Consider the following 17,809-nt stretch of genomic DNA (forward strand, 5'->3'; position numbering starts at 1 on the left):
GGGACAGGTACATGACGATAGATGACATTGAATGATGAAATTATGAGAATGCAAAATCTCAGCAGGAATAGGCTCATCAATTCATAATGGTATTTATGCCAAATAAATCATCCCATGGACCATCCCGTCCACTCAATGTGTACAACCCTGACAGCAGGTCTCCTGGCTCACGGTAATCAGAATATCGGCCTTCCCATAAAGCAAATCTTTACAGTGACCGGTGGTTACAATAACCACACGCAGATATTCGGTATCCGCCTACAGTTGCGGGGGCAGCTATGGAATGAGATTAAAATAATCCGCACCATATTCCTTTCAAAACAACGGCTGTGTTATGAATACTGTCACTGGCGACTGTATCGGCAATCAATAACCTCGTCAACCGTATGAAAAAAGAACAAAAACATCATACTTTATGGTGATTTTTATATTAATTAATTTAAATTCAAATGGTTGTGTTTTTGTTGGAGTGGTGATTATTGCAACCGCAAGTAATAACGGAAAGGCAAATGAGAATTGATTGACGTTGATCAATTAATCGCGATGAGAAAGAAGGCGTTATTATAAACAGTGAATGTTATCAATATTGTCGCTGGTAACAATATATTTACACGGTTTTTCCATATGCACGATCTGCCACTCGTCGCCCACATCCATGAAGACGTTAAACAGATTTCGCCGCCAGAATTGATACCCGCCGGGTAAAAAATGATGGGTGTGCAAATATAATATTTTATAGTGTTGCTGCTCGCAAAATTGTTCAGCCAGCGAGACCAGTTGGCTGCCAATACCTTGCCTGCGATAATGCTGATCGACATAGCAGCGACAAATCTCAGCTGTCTCCGGTAAATTATAACGACCGTGCAACATCTCTATTCTGTCATCGTACTGACATATCGCCAGCGTCCCAATTATCTGCTGTTGTTCATTCCAGACGCCGAACAATTGGTTTCTTTCCCGCTCAAGATAATTTCCCTGGAGGTCGAATACGTCGTCACTCGCAGTGGGTAATGCTCTTCCGGCATTAAAATAAAGATTAAGATGCCGAATAATAAAGGACTGTACGGCAGGAATATCGTCCCGCGTTATTTCACGAAAAACAAACGGAGAGGTTGGTTTCATATCGGTTATCGCTAACAAATATCAGGAAAACGATAATAACAAGCCAGACGCAGAAAACCAGTTTTCAATAAGAAAACTTGCCGGTCTGTTGAGATACAGACCGGCAGTCGGGATTAGATATCCGCCAGCGCGGCATCTTTGTTCGGGAAGAATGCCAGACGACCCGGAATGGGTTTGATACCGGCGCGGGCCATGGTACGCAGCGGCTGGAATTCCACGTTACTGACGCGCAGTTCACAACCTTCCGGCAAACGCTTCACAAAGCGCTGGAAGGCGTCCAGACCACCGGCATCCAGTACCGGAACGGCGTCCCACTTCAGCACCACAATGCGTTTACCCTCAATGCGTGATTCGAGGTCGGTAAATAACCCTTCCGCGGCGGCGAAAAAGAGCGGCCCGATAACGCGTAATACCAGCACATCATCGGGAACCGTGATGTTTACCGCCGCGAGGCGCGTCATACGGGCAATACGGCGCATAAACAGCAGGGAAGCCAGGACAATCCCGACGCTGATCGCAATCACCATATCGAAGAGCACCGTCAGCGACATACACATCATCATCACGATGATGTCATCTTTGGGCGCATGTCGCAGTAAATCGACCACCTTGTGGGCTTCACTCATGTTCCACGCAACCATCAGCAGCAGCGCGGCCATGGCGGAAAGCGGCAGCCATGACAACAGGGGAGCCAACGCGAGGAGGGCGAGGATGACCAGAATTGCGTGGATAACGGCGGAAATGGGCGAGGTCGCGCCTGCGCGCACGTTTGCCGCAGAACGGGCGATCGCCGCCGTCGCGGTGATCCCGCCAAAGAACGGCGCCACGATATTCCCCAGCCCCTGGCCGATCAGTTCGCTGTTTGCTTTGTGTTTGGTGCCCGTCATGCCGTCGAGCACGACCGCGCACAGCAGGGATTCAATCGCCCCCAGCATCGCCATCGAGAAAGCGGCTGGCAATAACGCCCGCAATGAATCCCAGCTTAGCGTGAAATCTGAATCCGGGAGATTCCACGGCAGCACCAGCTGCGGCAGCAGCTGAGGAATGCCGTTGCCCTGCGAACCATCGGCCAGCACATAGTGGAACTGTGAACCAATCGTCGCCACATGGCCACCCAGCAGATTAACCACGGCCATAACGGCGCAGCCCGCCAGCAGCGCCGGAAGATGGCCCGGCAGACGAATCCCCAGACGCGGCCAGAAAATCAGCATACCGAGTGTCACCACGCCAATAGCGGCATCGCCCGGATTAATGGTCGGCAACGCCATAACCAGCGCCCCGACTTTTTGTAGGTAATGCTCCGGCACATGGGCCATTTGCAGACCGAGAAAATCTTTAATCTGCATTGTCCCGATGGTGATGCCGATCCCTGATGTAAAACCTAACGTGACCGATACGGGAATGTATTCGATCAGACGGCCAAAACGCGCGAGGCCGAAGAGGATCAGGAACACCCCGGACATGAGGGTGGCGACCAGCAGACCTGCCAGCCCGAATTGTTGCGATACCGGGTAGAGAATAACGACAAATGCGGCGGTCGGGCCGGAGACGCTGAAGCGTGACCCGCCGGTTAAGGCAATAACAATCCCCGCCACAGCGGACGTATAAAGACCGTACTGCGGTGCAACACCACTGCCAATTGCCAGCGCCATCGCCAGCGGGATAGCGATGATCCCGACGGTTACCCCGGCAATCACATCACGGGTGAACCGTGAGGCGGTATATTTTTCTTTCCAGCAAGCGTCGATGAGGGCGCGGAAAGGCATCACATGTGAGGAAAATATTCTGTTCACAATAATGTTTCATCCATGAGCGCATCATCTGTCAACTAAATGGCAGGTGAAGGAGGCATTGGTCATACAAATAAGAGTTACAGACAAAAAAACCCGCCGCAGCGGGTTTTTTAGCCGGGTTCGATTAGTGTTCGAACATAGCTGAAATGGATTCTTCGTTGCTGATACGACGAATCGCTTCGGCCAGCATACCCGACAGTGTCAACGTGCGCACGTTCGGCAGTGCTTTAATTTCGTCGGTCAGTGGAATGGTGTCACAGACAACGACTTCATCAATCACCGAATTGCGCAGGTTGTTTGCCGCATTGCCTGAGAAAATCGGGTGAGTCGCGTAGGCGAATACGCGTTTGGCACCACGTTCTTTCAGTGCTTCTGCTGCTTTGCACAGCGTACCACCGGTATCGATCATATCATCAACCAGTACGCAGTCGCGGCCGGCAACGTCACCGATGATGTGCATCACCTGAGAAACGTTAGCGCGCGGACGACGTTTGTCGATGATCGCCATATCGGTATCGTTCAGCAGCTTAGCGATAGCGCGGGCACGCACAACGCCACCGATATCTGGAGAAACCACAATCGGGTTATCCAGGTTCAGTTGCAGCATATCTTCTAACAGAATTGGGCTACCGAATACGTTATCAACCGGAACGTCAAAGAAGCCCTGGATCTGTTCAGCATGCAGGTCAACGGTGAGAACGCGGTCAACGCCAACGCTGGACAAGAAGTCAGCGACGACTTTTGCGGTAATCGGTACACGAGCGGAACGTACACGACGGTCCTGACGCGCATAGCCAAAGTAAGGGATAACGGCGGTGATACGGCCTGCGGAAGCACGGCGCAGCGCATCGACCATAACAACCAATTCCATCAGGTTGTCGTTAGTAGGGGCACAAGTGGACTGGATGATGAAAATATCACCACCGCGTACATTTTCGTTAATTTGTACGCTGACTTCGCCGTCGCTAAAGCGACCTACAGCGGCGTCGCCGAGAGAAGTGTACAGGCGGTTGGCAATACGTTGTGCTAGTTCCGGGGTGGCGTTACCAGCAAAAAGCTTCATATCAGGCACGAGAAGAACCTCAGGCATGCGTCCATTGGTGGATAGAATCTGCCGAAAACTGTGCGGGCCAGGCAATATCCTATCCAGGCGGTGTATTAAAGAGCGCGATGCAACGTCTGGAACAGGGTGACGTTGTCACCGAAACTCAGCTTGCCCGGCTTAAAGCATGGCTTTTTGCAATGGAGAGAGGTTGACACCCTTCGCCACAAACGCATTGAGCCATTCCGGGGCTTGCTTAAGCACCTGACGAGCAGCGGATTCTGTATCGAATTCAGCAAAGACACAGGCCCCTGTACCAGTCAGGCGCGACGGCGCGTATTCTAACAGCCAGGAAAGCGCCGCATCAACCTCGCGAAAACGTTTTCTTGCGATAACCTCGCAATCATTGCCGAATTCACATTTTAATAACGTTTCTATTGACCTTTTTGGCGTGTTGCGCGGTAATTCGGGGTCCTTGAAAATAACCGGCGTGGGGATGCTTACCCCAGGGTGGGCCACCAGATACCACTTCTCCGGCGGGTCTACCGGCGTCAGGATTTCACCCACGCCCTCGGCGAAGGCCGCATGTCCACGGACAAACACCGGGACGTCCGCGCCCAGCGTTAAGCCTGTTTCCGCCAGTTCATCGACCGATAATCCGCACTGCCAGAGATGATTCAGCGCCACCAGAACGGTCGCCGCATTGGACGAGCCGCCACCCAGACCGCCGCCCATGGGCAAACGTTTCTCGATGCTGATATCCGCGCCGCTGCCTGCGGGCAAACGCCCGTGGGCGGACGCTGTCTTCATCAGCAACCGCGCCGCGCGGACGATCAGATTGTCGTCATTTTCGACGCCCTCGACAGGCGTCAAAAGATGAATTTCGCCGTCGCCGCGTGGCGTAATGCCGATCGTGTCGCCGTAATCAAGAAACTGGAACAGCGTTTGCAATGTGTGATAACCGTCCGCACGCTGTCCGGTGATGTATAAAAACAGATTCAGTTTTGCCGGAGATGGCCAGTGGGTCATCATTTTACAATCCAGTTATCCATCTTCAGTTTGATGCGCTGACTGCCGTCAGAGAGTTCCATATTTGCCGGCATGGCGGGCTGCGTTTTACTGTCGTATCCGCTGTATACCACTTTCCAGTTTTTACCGTCCTGGTGGTAGTTCACTTCGCTCAGGCGGTACTGGTCGTCGAGGGTGTAATCGGTGGCGTCGCCCGGCAGACCGAGGATCCACTGGCGTAAGCTGTTAAGCGGAATGGGCATTCCGGTCAGCTTGCCGATCATCTCTTCGGCGTCGTCGGCGGTGTAACGCTGCCCTTTATTATCGACCAGTTGCACATTGCCCGGCTGGGCGTTCAGCTCCAGTTCGGTACTGCCCAGCGGATTGGTCAACAGCAGACGGTAGCGATCCTGACCGGTTTGCTGCCAGAAGAAGCGGGCATACACTTTCTGATCGTCGGAGATATAAGCAAACGCGCCACGCGTCTGATACTGATTCAACTTGCGCACGTCCTGCTGATGCTGACGCCACTGAGGGGAGTCGGGACTTTTGCCAGGACCTTTCGGCGCATTGATCGTACAGGCGGTGAGGACCAGGCTAGCCAGCGGGAGCAGGCGGATCAGGCGAAAATCAGGCAGGGTCATAGTGATGACGAATCCTTGTAATACGGTGCGATAATTGCCTGATGGCGCTATGCTTATCAGGCCGACAAACTGAACCCGTCGGTTGGTTGCAGTTATAACCCTTAATGCTAGCGCTGACCGGGTACATCGTCTACGTTCACGTTATCTTAATTTAAACAGTAAGCTATTACTCCAAAAGGAGGCTGTCTCTTTTATTGACCACGAGCATCCTGTATGATGCACCCAGTCTAACCTTATCAACGCTGGTACTATTCCCGCACACATGACCCTTTTAGCGCTCGGTATTAACCATAAAACGGCACCTGTATCGCTGCGAGAACGCGTAACGTTTTCGCCAGATACGCTCGATCAGGCGTTGGACAGCCTGCTTGCGCAGCCGATGGTGCAGGGCGGTGTGGTGTTGTCGACGTGCAACCGCACGGAGCTGTATCTCAGCGTTGAAGAACAGGATAACCTGCAAGAGGCGCTGATTCGTTGGTTATGTGATTACCATAATCTCAATGAAGACGACCTGCGCAATAGCCTCTACTGGCACCAGGACAACGACGCCGTCAGCCACCTGATGCGCGTCGCCAGCGGGCTGGACTCGCTGGTGCTGGGCGAACCGCAAATTCTCGGTCAGGTGAAAAAAGCGTTTGCGGATTCGCAAAAAGGCCATCTGCATGCCAGCGCGCTGGAACGCATGTTCCAGAAATCGTTTTCCGTCGCCAAACGCGTACGCACCGAAACAGACATCGGCGCCAGCGCCGTGTCCGTTGCTTTTGCTGCCTGTACGCTGGCGCGTCAAATTTTCGAATCCCTCTCCACGGTGACGGTGTTGCTGGTCGGGGCGGGTGAAACCATTGAACTGGTCGCGCGCCATCTGCGTGAACATAAAGTACAAAAAATGATCATCGCCAACCGCACCCGCGAACGCGCGCAAGTGCTGGCAGATGAAGTGGGAGCTGAGGTTATTTCGTTGAGCGACATCGACGAACGTCTGCGGGAAGCCGATATTATTATCAGCTCAACCGCCAGTCCGCTGCCGATTATCGGCAAAGGGATGGTGGAGCGCGCATTAAAAAGCCGTCGTAACCAGCCGATGCTGTTGGTGGACATTGCCGTGCCGCGCGACGTGGAGCCGGAAGTCGGTAAACTGGCGAATGCCTATCTGTACAGCGTTGATGACCTGCAAAGCATCATTTCGCATAACCTGGCGCAGCGTAAAGCGGCGGCAGTGGAGGCCGAAACGATTGTCGCGCAGGAAGCCAGCGAATTTATGGCTTGGCTGCGCTCGCAAAGCGCCAGCGAGACCATCCGCGAATACCGTAGTCAATCAGAGCACGTACGCGATGAACTGACAGTTAAAGCGTTGGCAGCCCTTGAACAGGGCGGCGACGCGCAAGCCATTTTGCAGGATCTGGCATGGAAACTGACCAACCGCCTGATCCATGCGCCAACTAAATCTCTTCAACAGGCCGCCCGTGACGGGGATGACGAACGCCTGAATATTCTGCGCGACAGCCTCGGGCTGGAGTAGCAGCACACCAATCTATTTTTTACAGGGTGCATTTACGCCTATGAAGCCTTCTATCGTTGCCAAACTGGAAGCCCTGCACGAACGCCATGAAGAAGTTCAGGCGCTGTTGGGTGATGCGGGAACCATCGCAGACCAGGAACGCTTTCGCGCGCTGTCGCGTGAGTATGCGCAATTAAGCGATGTTTCTCGCTGTTTTACGGACTGGCAACAGGTTCAGGATGATATCGAAACGGCACAGATGATGCTCGACGATCCTGAAATGCGCGAGATGGCGCAGGATGAACTGCGCGAAGCCAAAGAAAAAGGTGAACAACTGGAGCAACAGTTGCAGGTTCTGCTGCTGCCAAAAGATCCCGATGACGAACGTAACGCTTTCCTCGAAGTGCGCGCCGGAACGGGCGGCGATGAAGCCGCGCTGTTCGCAGGCGATCTGTTCCGCATGTACAGCCGTTACGCGGAAGCGCGTCGCTGGCGGGTAGAGATCATGAGCGCCAGTGAAGGCGAGCATGGCGGCTATAAAGAGATCATCGCCAAAATCAGCGGCGATGGCGTTTACGGGCGACTCAAGTTTGAGTCCGGCGGCCATCGCGTTCAGCGCGTCCCGGCGACCGAATCGCAGGGGCGTATCCACACGTCCGCCTGTACCGTCGCCGTTATGCCGGAACTGCCGGAGGCCGAACTGCCGGATATTAACCCGGCTGATTTACGTATCGACACCTTCCGCTCTTCGGGCGCGGGCGGTCAGCACGTTAACACCACCGACTCTGCAATTCGTATTACGCACTTACCGACCGGTATCGTGGTGGAGTGCCAGGACGAACGTTCACAGCATAAAAACAAAGCGAAGGCGCTGTCGGTGCTTGGGGCGCGCATCCACGCCGCAGAAACGGCGAAGCGTCAGCAGGCTGAAGCCTCAACCCGGCGTAACCTGTTAGGCAGCGGCGACCGCAGCGATCGCAACCGTACCTATAACTTCCCGCAGGGTCGCGTGACGGATCATCGTATTAACCTGACCCTCTACCGTCTGGATGAGGCGATGGAGGGGAAACTGGACATGCTCATTGAGCCGATTGTTCAGGAACACCAGGCCGACCAACTGGCGGCGTTGTCCGAGCAGGAATAATGGATTACCAGCACTGGTTGCGTGAGGCGATAAGCCGCTTACAGGAGAGTGAAAGCCCCCGACGTGATGCCGAGATTTTGCTGGGCCACGTTACCGGTAAGGCGCGCACCTTTATTCTGGCATTTGGCGAAACGGCGCTGACCGACACGCAGCGTGAGCAACTGGCGCAGTTGCTGGCGCGTCGTCAGCGCGGCGAACCGGTCGCACACCTGACTGGCATACGCGAGTTCTGGTCACTGCCGCTGTTTGTCTCGCCCGCCACGCTGATTCCGCGCCCGGACACCGAATGTCTGGTCGAACAGGCGCTGGCACGTCTGCCTGATTCGCCGTGTCGGATTCTCGACCTCGGCACCGGAACCGGCGCGATTGCGCTGGCGCTGGCGACAGAGCGACCGGACTGCGAGGTCACGGCGGTAGACCGTATGCCGGACGCCGTGGCGCTGGCTGGCCGTAATGCGCAACATCTGGCGATTCACAATGTTCGCATACTGCAAAGCGACTGGTTCGCGGCGTTGCCGGGGCAGCAATTTGACATGATCGTCAGCAACCCTCCATATATTGATGCGCATGACCCCCATCTCGCACAGGGCGATGTGCGTTTTGAACCGCTGTCGGCGCTGGTCGCAGACGATAACGGCATGGCGGATATCACGCACATTATCGCGCAGGCGCGCCATGCGCTGGCGCCGGGGGGGTATCTGTTGCTGGAGCACGGCTGGCAGCAAGGAGTGGCGGTCAGAACCGCGTTGGCGCAGGCAGGGTACGTTCAGGTTGAGACCTGCCGTGATTATGGCGACAACGAACGAATCACGCTTGGGCGGATCGCGCCATGAATACATTTACGCTGCTGCTGGGCATCCATCTGACCAGCGTTACGCTTTCCGTTAGCCTGTTCGTGCTGCGTTTCTGGTGGCGCTATACCCGCCATGCGCTGGCATCCGCACGCTGGACGCGGGTTGTCCCGCCGATTATTGACACCGTTTTGCTGCTTAGCGGAGCGGGATTGATCATAAAAACGCACATCCTGCCATTCACCGAACAGGGGACATGGCTGACTGAGAAGTTGTTTGGCGTTATCATCTACATCGTTTTGGGTTTTATTGCGCTTGATTATCGTCAGGCGCGCAGTCAGCAGGCGCGCGTTATCGCCTTCCCGCTGGCGCTGGTGGTGCTGTACATCATCATTAAACTCGCCACCACAAAAATACCGTTACTGGGGTAAGTCATGAGGTCGTTAGCTGATTTCGAATTTAATAAAGCGCCACTGTGCGATGGGATGATCCTGGCATCGGAATCGATCCGCCTGGATTTTCCGACGCAAGCGGTCTATGACGAACTGGAACGTCTGGCCAGTCTGGCGCATGAAGAAATTAGCCAGCTCCTGTCTCAGGATGAGCAACTGGAAAAATTGCTGGCACTTTTTTATGGCGAGTGGGGGTTCAGAGATACCCACGGCGTCTACCGTCTTTCTGATGCATTGTGGCTCGATCAGGTTCTGAAAAACCGCCAGGGGAGCGCGGTATCGTTAGGCGCAATCTTATTGTGGCTGGCTCACCGGCTGGGTCTCCCATTGGTGCCGGTCATTTTCCCGACCCAGTTGATTCTGCGTATTGAATCGCTGGAGGGGGAAATGTGGCTGATCAACCCATTTAACGGCGAAACGCTCGATGAGCATACGCTGGAAGTCTGGCTGAAGGGCAATATTAGCCCGGTCGCTGAACTGTTTAACGAAGATCTGGATGAGGCGGATAACGCTGAGGTCATTCGCAAATTGCTGGATACGCTGAAATCTTCCTTGATGGAAGAGCGGCAAATGGAACTGGCGTTGCGCGCCAGCGAAGCGTTACTGCAATTTAACCCGGAAGACCCTTACGAGATCCGCGACCGGGGGCTGATTTATGCGCAACTGGAGTGTGAACATGTTGCGTTGACGGATTTAAGTTATTTTGTTGAACAGTGTCCAGAAGACCCGATCAGCGAAATGATTCGTGCGCAGATTAATACCATTGCGCACAAGCAAATTGTTTTGCATTAATTAATCGACATTTTACCCATGGTTAAGGCGATCTTATGAAACAAAAAGTGGTTAGCATTGGCGACATCAACGTGGCAAATGACCTGCCATTCGTGCTGTTTGGCGGTATGAACGTGCTGGAATCACGCGATCTGGCGATGCGTATCTGTGAACACTACGTAACCGTGACCCAGAAGCTGGGTATTCCTTATGTGTTCAAAGCCTCTTTTGATAAAGCCAACCGTTCCTCTATTCACTCTTACCGTGGCCCGGGTCTGGAAGAAGGGATGAAGATTTTCCAGGAACTGAAACAAACGTTTGGCGTGAAAGTGATCACCGACGTTCATGAAGCCAGTCAGGCGCAGCCTGTCGCCGACGTGGTGGATGTCATTCAGCTTCCGGCATTCCTCGCTCGCCAGACCGACCTGGTGGAAGCGATGGCAAAAACCGGCGCGGTCATTAACGTGAAAAAACCGCAGTTCGTCAGCCCCGGTCAGATGGGCAATATCGTGGACAAATTCCACGAAGGCGGCAACGATAAAGTGATCCTGTGCGATCGCGGTGCGAACTTCGGCTACGACAACCTGGTTGTTGATATGCTGGGCTTTAGCGTGATGAAGAAAGTTTCCGGTAACTCGCCTGTTATTTTCGACGTCACCCATGCGTTGCAGTGCCGCGACCCGTTTGGCGCCGCGTCCGGCGGTCGTCGCGCGCAGGTTACCGAACTGGCGCGCGCCGGTATGGCGGTAGGTCTGGCCGGTTTGTTCATTGAAGCGCACCCGGACCCGGAGCATGCGAAATGTGACGGTCCGTCCGCGCTGCCGTTAGCGAAGCTGGAACCGTTCCTGAAACAAATTAAAGCGATTGACGATCTGGTGAAAAGCTTCGGCGAGCTGGATACCGAACACTAAGCGGGGATGATGTGTGCCGGAGGGCGTCTGACGCCGTATCCGGCCTACAATAAACGCGGTTTCGTAAGCCCGGAAAGCGTAAACGCTACCGGGCTTTTTTGTCCGTCAGGCAAAAATGGTCATCAGGTAAGCGATAAACAGAGCCAGATGCGCCGCGCCGTTCAACACATTGGTTCGCCCGGTCGAGAAAGAAATGTGGCACAGCACCAGCGAGGCCACCATTACCACCATCTCCGGGGCGCCCAAACCGAAGAGCAGGTCATTTCCGGTAGCCCATGCAATCAGCGTCACCACCGGTACGGTCAGGGAGATGGTTGCCAGTACCGAACCAAAGAACAGGTTCATGGCTCGCTGTACCTGGTTATTCAACACCGCTTTCAGCGCGCCCAGCCCTTCAGGGGAGAGGATCAGCAAGGCCACGAGGAAACCGGTAAATGCCACTGGCGCATTCAGTTCGGTTAACAGTGTCTCCAGCGGATTGGCGTTCATTTTCGTCACGGCGATAACGGCAATCAGATGTACGATCAGCCATACAGCGTGCCAGATGTTGCTGTGCGCGGACGGTTTGCCGTGGTGCGGGTCATCGTCATCACTTTCATCTTCATGCTCGTAAACGAATAAACTCTGGTGCGTTTTCGTCTGAATCAGCAGGAAAACGCCGTACATCGCGGCGGAAATAAGCGCCACTAACAGCGCCTGAGCCGTAGTAAAATTCGCCCCTGGCAACGCCATAGGGAAGACCAGCACGATAATCGCCAGCGGAAACAGGGCAATTAAATACTGTTTAATGCCAAACAGGTTCATATATTGCGTGGCGAATTTACGACCGCCAAGCAGCAGAGAAAAACCGACCAGTCCGCCAGTTACAATCATGATGATTGAATAGAGCGTATCGCGCATCAGTGTTGGCGCGGCGTCGCCGGTGGCCATCAATGCGGAAATTAAACTCACTTCCAGAATAACGACAGAAAGACTTAAGATAAGGGAACCGTAAGGTTCGCCGAGTCGGTGCGCTAATACATCCGCATGGCGGACAACGCTGAAAGCGCTGCTTAAAATACCAATAAGGGCAAGTATATTAATACCGATGACCACTGGTAGTGACTGACTGCTTCCCCATAAGAACAGCACCACCAGTGCCAGAACCGGGAAAATAAGCGAGGTCTCCTTGTGGCGGGTTTTCACCGCCTCATGTGCGTGTGTCATTATGATTCTCCATCTCCGCAGGTGTTTTTAATTATAAATGTATTAAAGATTGTAAAAAATAACAGAAATCGCGGCTTCATCATTGTGTTTTTACGTAATTTTACGGCATGGGCTATTTTCCCCCGCAGAGTGAATAAAAAAGTACGTCTTGTTTAGAGAGTATATGAATAACAGTGGGTTAGTGACAAATAAAAAGTAAAATAGCACCCGACTGGCGAGACAAAACATTGTTGACCACACTAAAGGTTTACAGCAAAAAGAGGAGTCAGCAATGCCTTATAAAACGAAAAGCGATTTGCCGGAAAGCGTTCAGAATGTGCTGCCTGCGCACGCGCAGGATATCTATAAAGAGGCGTTTAATAGCGCCTGGGAACAATATAAAGATAAAGCGGACAGACGTGACGACGCCAGCCGGGAGGAGACCGCGCATAAGGTTGCCTGGGCTGCCGTCAAAAATGATTACCAAAAAGGGGATGATGATAAGTGGCATAAAAAGCGCTGATCGTCTTCATACCAGACCAGGCAAATGATGCGCGTTGAGCGTCTGTTGCCTTGCAAGCGGCGATTGAATTGCATATTGTCCTGTTAGTGGTTTCAAAATGAGCAGTTAAAATGCCCGGAAGGCGTCAAAAAAGTGTTGCAGGGAAGTTTGCAGTGGCGGAGGTGTAAGGTGTTAACGCGTGATTTTTTACTGAATGCCGATTGTAAAACGGCGTTTGGCGCTATTGAAGAATCACTACTTTGGTCAGCAGAACAACGGGCCGCTTCACTGGCGGCGACGCTTGCCTGTAGGCCCGATGATGGGCCGGTGTGGATCTTCGGTTATGGATCGTTGATGTGGAATCCGGTGTTAGAATTTGACGAGTCCTGTACCGGTACGCTGGTCGGCTGGCACCGGGCGTTTTGTCTGCGTCTGACGGCAGGGCGTGGAACGGCGTGCCAGCCCGGACGGATGCTGGCGCTGAAAGAGGGCGGGCGAACTACTGGCGTGGCTTATAAACTGCCGGAGAACGCGCTGGAGCAGGAGCTGACGCTGCTGTGGAAGCGGGAAATGATTACCGGCTGCTATCTTCCCACCTGGTGCCAGCTGGCGCTGGATGATGGCCGGACGGTCAATGCGCTGGTGTTTATTATGGACCCGCGACACCCGCTGTATGAGTCGGATACTCGCGCTCAGATTATCGCGCCGCTGATCGCTGCCGCCAGTGGGCCGTTGGGCACCAACGCGCAATATCTGTTCTCGCTGGAACAGGAGCTTGCCAGACTGGGGATGCGGGACGATTGTCTGAACGATCTGGTGGCGAAAGTCAGAGGCTTGTTAGGCGAGAATCAGCCGGAAAGGGGATTCAACCCCGGATTTGCCTGAGCGTTGCCCCTGAATCCAGGGGCAAAAACATCAGGCTGCGATATAACTGATGGAGTGTTCCAGTGACTGGCTGTGGCTGTCGATCAGCACGTTCCAGACACCGGTGTACGGTACGGTCAGCCAGGCATTATCACGGTTCTGCACGCTTAAAATATCGGTCTGCGTGTCTTTGACGTGTTTTTTCTCGCTCATTAAATGGATGTGGCAGCGTTCAGAACAACGCACTATCACCGTATCCCCACCAAACAATTTCAAACTTGCTTTCACTAATGCCATTTTTCACCCCGTTCTTGAAAACAACGTACTCCCTTGCGGAAGTGCTGCGTGATGTTGTTCACATTTCACTCACTGCATAACACCAAAGGGTGAGCTCACGGATGCTGATTTTGATCAAAAAATGGCATAACCATTAAACAAAAATGACAAAATGCCTGAAAATCATTGAAAGGGCGTGGTAACTTTCGACAAAAACACGCCCTTATAAGATTAAATTCGGAAATGCCCGGCAGTTTCAGCCAGCTCGCCTGCCTGGCTCTGCAAGGCGCCTGCGGCGGCGGCAGACTGCACCACCAGTTCAGCGTTCTGTTGCACCATGCGATCAAGGTGGTTCACGGAGTGATTTATTTCCTGAATGCCTTTCATCTGTTCACTGGTGGCGATGCTGATTTCATGCATGATGCCGGAGACATGGCCGATGCTGGACAGGATCTCCTGCATACTTTCTCCGGCCAGATGAACATAACGTGAACCTGTCGCGACGCTGGTAGTTGTGGAGTCGATCAGAGATTTAATCTCTTTTGCCGCCTGTGCGCTGCGGCTGGCAAGGTTGCGCACTTCACCCGCGACAACGGCAAACCCGCGGCCTTGCTCTCCCGCCCGGGCGGCTTCGACCGAAGCATTCAGCGCCAGAATATTGGTCTGGAACGCAATGCCGTCGATCACGCTGGTGATATCGCCGATTTTCGCCGATGCCCCTTCAATAGATTGCATTGTCGTGATTGCCTGCGAGACCACATCGCCGCCGCGCGTGGCGGCCTGTGAGGCTTTTTGCGCCTGATCGTTGGCTTCGGCGGCAGATTCCGTGGACTGGGCGACCGATGCGGTGATTTGCTCAACGGCGCTGGCGGTTTCACGCAGGCTGGAGGCGGCCTGCTCGGTACGGCCTGAAAGGTCGCGGTTACCGGCGGCAATCTCCTGCGCGGCCATTTTCACCGAGGCGCTGGCATCGCGTAGCTGTACCATCACCACGGACAACTTATCGCTAAAACCGTTAAACGCCCTGGCGATTTGCGCGACCTCGTCTGTGCCGCTGTCCGGCAAACGCTGAGACAAATCGTTCGTCCCGTTGGCAATGGCATGCATCGCGTCGCGGATCGTGGACAGACGCTTCATCAGGCGAGCCACCAGAAGGTGCATCACTGCGCCGCCCGCGAGAACCAACAGCAGCAGAGACAGGGTGGACGCCTTCAGCAGCGCCAGCATACCGGAGGTCGCCTCTTTTTCGTCTAACGCCACGACCAGCCACCAGTGGGTTCCTTGCACCGGCGTCGCCAGCAGCGTTTTACTGCTCTCGCCGATCAGCGCCTGAACAGGGTGTCCGCTTTTTACCTGATTGAAATCCACGCCGCTGACGACCTGCGCGAAAGGTTTCATCGTCAGCGCCGGATCGTTGGCGGCGATGAGCGTTCCGTTTTGGTCGAGCAACATACCGCTGCTGGCGGGCGTCGGTCGAATACCGTGTACATTCGCTACGACGGCATCCATCGCGACATCACCGGCGACCACCGCTTTCAGTTCGCCATTCTCTTTCACCGGAACGGCGAACGTTACCACCAGCTTGCCGGTTCCGGCATCAACATAGGGGGCCGTAACGACGGCAGCGTCAGCGCTGACAACCTGTTGATACCAGGGACGTGACGTCGGATCAAAATCTGGCGGTATGCCTGCCGGGTCGGAGAATTTTGCTGTTTTGCTGGCATACCCGACATAAATATTCGTAAAGCCGCCGCCCAGCGCCATTTGACGAAATACCGGCACCGGATCGTCGGTTAGCGCCGCCTGCTGCAACGAGGAAATCATATTCATTTTACCGCTAACCCAGTCGGCAATCGCCAGACTGTGGCTGGCGCTGGTACTGGTGAGCGTATCCTGCTGCGCTTGTCGGTTATCGAGACGCGTTACCTGAAGGTTAATCAGCGTGTTAAGGAGGAGGGCGACAACCAGACATCCCGTTGTCGCCGCAATAATACGGGCGCGAATTGAGCTGAACATAGTATTTCCTTCAGTGTGGTATTGGAAATCCTATCGGCTACCGGGCGGCGAATCTTGAGGCTGCAACCGCGTCCATAAGAAAATAGTATCAGCAGGGCTAAACGCGCGTTAAGCGCTAATGAAGGTGCGCGGAAACCAGGGGCAATTCCCGCGCCAGGGATCAGAAGGTCAGAACTTTATCCGCCGCCAGCGTCCACTGGGCCAGTTCGACCAGCGTACCGACTTCCACGCCGTCAATGAGCGGCAATGTGGTGATTCCCCGCCCGTCGGTACAGGTTTTACACAGTTTCACCGGGACGTCCTGCGCGGTCAGGATCTCCAGCATTTGCTGGATATTGTAACCTTCCGCAGGCTTCTGTCCGCGTAATCCTGCGGTGACGGCATCCGACATTAAAAATAAACGCAGGTCGAGGTCGCCGGCCTGTTCACGTAGCGCAATGGCCAGACGCAGGCTGTTAAATAACGCTTCGCTACCGTATGCCGCACCGTTTGCGACGATCACTATCTTTTGCATTTTGACTCCTGTTGTCAGGGGGGCATGGATATTGCTTGTAGTACGGGTAGACCTGTTACCCGGGAGAGCAACGATGATGACGAATATGGAAAGCCGCCCCGGCGCCACCCAATGGTTTCATTATGCGCGCCAGCTTGAGAATACGCAGCTTCGCCAACTGGCGCAGTCAGGGAAGCTGGTGTCCCGGATTAGCCATCTGGTGCATATGCTACAGTGCGAACGCGGCGCATCCAACATCTGGTTGTGTTCCGCAGGGCAACTTTATGGGCCGGAGATACGCGCCAGCCGCGCGCTGGTGGACGAAGAACACGCCCGGTTGCAGTCCCTGTTGCAGGAGATGAGGCCGATGGCGAACAGCGCGCTCTGTCATCGCATCGCCGGGGCTGTCTGGTGTCTGGAGCAGTTGCCGCAGCTGCGCGAAGCGGTCAGTGGACGGCATAGCGATGCGCCACAGGCGATGGATCAGTACAGCCGCACGCTGCGCCACCTGCTAAGCATTGTGCCGCAGCTTAACGACAACATCGACCATCCCCACATCGCCGGAGGGATGGTCGCGCTGTACAGCTTTATGCAGGGTAAGGAGCTGGTGGGGCAGGAGCGGGCGCTGGGGGCGATAGGGTTTACGCAAGGGGCGTTCAGCCACGAGATGCGACAGGAGCTGGTGGATCGCATTGACGGACAGCAGCTCTGCTTTGACACCTTTATATCGCTGGCGTCTCCGACGGTGGTTCACGCATTTCGCCAGCAGTGCGAAGCGGAAGCCGCTATCGAACAGTGGCGCCGCCTGGCCTGTACGCGCCAGCCTGCGCCCGATAAGGGCGAAAGCGCTTTACGCTGGTTCACGCTCCAGACGCAACGGCTGGAGCAACTGCGCAGCATCGAGGAGATGCTGATCGCCGAGTTAATGTCTGCGGTGGAGCGCCGTCTGGCGCAGGATGAGACAACGTTGCCGCTCGCCAGCTGGCTGGATGATGCCACCGACGATACGTTCTCATTGCGCCGGGATAAGCAGTTGCTGCTGGTTGTGCGGCAACAGGCGCGGGAGCTGGAGCAGCTTAGCGGGCAACTGGCGTCACTACAGGATGCGCTGGAGGAGCGAAAGGTTATTGATAAGGCCAAATATGTGCTGATGCATCACCAGAATCTGTCTGAAGAGCAGGCCTGGCAGTCGCTGCGCAAAATGGCGATGGATAAGAACCAGCGGATGGTGGACATCGCGCGTGCGCTGCTCACGGTGAAATCGCTCTGGCAGGTGACAACCAAAGGGTAGCTGCAC

18 protein-coding genes and 1 riboswitch are annotated in these 17,809 nt (G+C 54.6%); of the genes, 9 read left to right on the forward strand and 9 right to left on the reverse strand.

Going from position 1 to position 17,809, the window contains the following annotated elements; genetic code table 11:
• Positions 1-135: 135 nt before the first annotated feature.
• Positions 136-361, reverse strand: a riboswitch (cobalamin riboswitch).
• A gap of 200 nt (positions 362-561) precedes the next feature.
• The 5 genes from CKO_RS05465 to lolB all read right to left on the reverse strand — a co-directional run bounded on the left by CKO_RS05465 (position 562) and on the right by lolB (position 5,609).
• On the reverse strand, positions 562-1,122 hold the full coding sequence (locus CKO_RS05465; RefSeq protein ID WP_012132153.1) for a GNAT family N-acetyltransferase: 561 nt from the start codon (positions 1,120-1,122) through the stop codon (positions 562-564).
• A 113-nt stretch (positions 1,123-1,235) separates the two neighbouring features.
• The gene (dauA, locus tag CKO_RS05470; protein WP_024130291.1) at positions 1,236-2,915 is read right to left on the reverse strand and encodes a C4-dicarboxylic acid transporter DauA; all 1,680 of its coding nucleotides are present in this window, start codon (positions 2,913-2,915) and stop codon (positions 1,236-1,238) included.
• 124 nt (positions 2,916-3,039) lie between these two features.
• Positions 3,040-3,987 (reverse strand): ribose-phosphate diphosphokinase, encoded by a 948-nt coding sequence (gene prs / locus CKO_RS05475; RefSeq protein WP_001518537.1) that lies wholly within the window; start codon positions 3,985-3,987, stop codon positions 3,040-3,042.
• 150 nt (positions 3,988-4,137) lie between these two features.
• Positions 4,138-4,989 (reverse strand): 4-(cytidine 5'-diphospho)-2-C-methyl-D-erythritol kinase, encoded by an 852-nt coding sequence (gene ispE / locus CKO_RS05480; protein ID WP_012132155.1) that lies wholly within the window; start codon positions 4,987-4,989, stop codon positions 4,138-4,140.
• Positions 4,986-5,609: a lipoprotein insertase outer membrane protein LolB gene (gene lolB / locus CKO_RS05485; RefSeq protein WP_012132156.1), complete on the reverse strand. Its 624-nt coding sequence runs from the start codon at positions 5,607-5,609 to the stop codon at positions 4,986-4,988. Before lolB ends, ispE begins: the two co-directional genes overlap by 4 nt.
• Positions 5,610-5,871: 262 nt before the next feature.
• Between lolB and hemA the strand changes: the two genes are divergently transcribed.
• The 6 genes from hemA to kdsA are packed head-to-tail and all read left to right on the forward strand — an operon-like array spanning position 5,872 to position 11,176.
• Complete coding sequence (gene hemA / locus CKO_RS05490) at positions 5,872-7,128, forward strand: glutamyl-tRNA reductase (RefSeq protein ID WP_012132157.1); 1,257 nt, start codon at positions 5,872-5,874, stop codon at positions 7,126-7,128.
• 40 nt (positions 7,129-7,168) lie between these two features.
• Complete coding sequence (gene prfA / locus CKO_RS05495) at positions 7,169-8,251, forward strand: peptide chain release factor 1 (protein WP_012132158.1); 1,083 nt, start codon at positions 7,169-7,171, stop codon at positions 8,249-8,251.
• Positions 8,251-9,084: a peptide chain release factor N(5)-glutamine methyltransferase gene (gene prmC / locus CKO_RS05500; RefSeq protein ID WP_012132159.1), complete on the forward strand. Its 834-nt coding sequence runs from the start codon at positions 8,251-8,253 to the stop codon at positions 9,082-9,084. Before prfA ends, prmC begins: the two co-directional genes overlap by 1 nt.
• Complete coding sequence (gene sirB2 / locus CKO_RS05505; protein ID WP_012132160.1) at positions 9,081-9,473, forward strand: invasion regulator SirB2; 393 nt, start codon at positions 9,081-9,083, stop codon at positions 9,471-9,473. The genes prmC and sirB2 overlap by 4 nt, the downstream gene beginning before the upstream one ends.
• A gap of 3 nt (positions 9,474-9,476) precedes the next feature.
• The gene (gene sirB1 / locus CKO_RS05510) at positions 9,477-10,286 is read left to right on the forward strand and encodes an invasion regulator SirB1 (protein WP_012132161.1); all 810 of its coding nucleotides are present in this window, start codon (positions 9,477-9,479) and stop codon (positions 10,284-10,286) included.
• A gap of 35 nt (positions 10,287-10,321) precedes the next feature.
• Positions 10,322-11,176 (forward strand): 3-deoxy-8-phosphooctulonate synthase, encoded by an 855-nt coding sequence (gene kdsA / locus CKO_RS05515; protein WP_012132162.1) that lies wholly within the window; start codon positions 10,322-10,324, stop codon positions 11,174-11,176.
• Between the two features lie 105 nt (positions 11,177-11,281).
• Here the strand turns inward: kdsA and chaA are convergent, their stop codons facing one another.
• Complete coding sequence (chaA, locus tag CKO_RS05520) at positions 11,282-12,382, reverse strand: sodium-potassium/proton antiporter ChaA (RefSeq protein WP_012132163.1); 1,101 nt, start codon at positions 12,380-12,382, stop codon at positions 11,282-11,284.
• 271 nt (positions 12,383-12,653) lie between these two features.
• Between chaA and chaB the strand changes: the two genes are divergently transcribed.
• The gene (gene chaB, locus CKO_RS05525; protein ID WP_012132165.1) at positions 12,654-12,884 is read left to right on the forward strand and encodes a putative cation transport regulator ChaB; all 231 of its coding nucleotides are present in this window, start codon (positions 12,654-12,656) and stop codon (positions 12,882-12,884) included.
• Between the two features lie 168 nt (positions 12,885-13,052).
• Positions 13,053-13,748, forward strand: a complete 696-nt coding sequence (locus tag CKO_RS05530; protein ID WP_048902386.1) for a gamma-glutamylcyclotransferase — start codon at positions 13,053-13,055, stop codon at positions 13,746-13,748.
• Positions 13,749-13,778: 30 nt separating this feature from the next.
• Here CKO_RS05530 and CKO_RS05535 read toward each other — a convergent pair whose 3' ends face one another.
• The 3 genes from CKO_RS05535 to CKO_RS05545 all read right to left on the reverse strand — a co-directional run bounded on the left by CKO_RS05535 (position 13,779) and on the right by CKO_RS05545 (position 16,533).
• Complete coding sequence (locus tag CKO_RS05535) at positions 13,779-14,024, reverse strand: DUF1883 domain-containing protein (RefSeq protein ID WP_012132167.1); 246 nt, start codon at positions 14,022-14,024, stop codon at positions 13,779-13,781.
• Positions 14,025-14,234: 210 nt separating this feature from the next.
• Positions 14,235-16,019 (reverse strand): methyl-accepting chemotaxis protein, encoded by a 1,785-nt coding sequence (locus CKO_RS05540; RefSeq protein ID WP_012132170.1) that lies wholly within the window; start codon positions 16,017-16,019, stop codon positions 14,235-14,237.
• Positions 16,020-16,179: 160 nt separating this feature from the next.
• Positions 16,180-16,533: a DsrE/DsrF/TusD sulfur relay family protein gene (locus CKO_RS05545; RefSeq protein WP_012132171.1), complete on the reverse strand. Its 354-nt coding sequence runs from the start codon at positions 16,531-16,533 to the stop codon at positions 16,180-16,182.
• 73 nt (positions 16,534-16,606) lie between these two features.
• Between CKO_RS05545 and nasR the strand changes: the two genes are divergently transcribed.
• Positions 16,607-17,803 carry a nitrate regulatory protein NasR gene (nasR, locus tag CKO_RS05550; protein WP_012132172.1) on the forward strand — a complete coding sequence of 399 codons (1,197 nt, stop codon included), beginning with the start codon at positions 16,607-16,609 and terminating at the stop codon, positions 17,801-17,803.
• Positions 17,804-17,809 lie beyond the last annotated feature (6 nt).

The sequence above is a fragment of the Citrobacter koseri ATCC BAA-895 genome (genome assembly GCF_000018045.1).
GTDB lineage: Bacteria > Pseudomonadota > Gammaproteobacteria > Enterobacterales > Enterobacteriaceae > Citrobacter_B > Citrobacter_B koseri.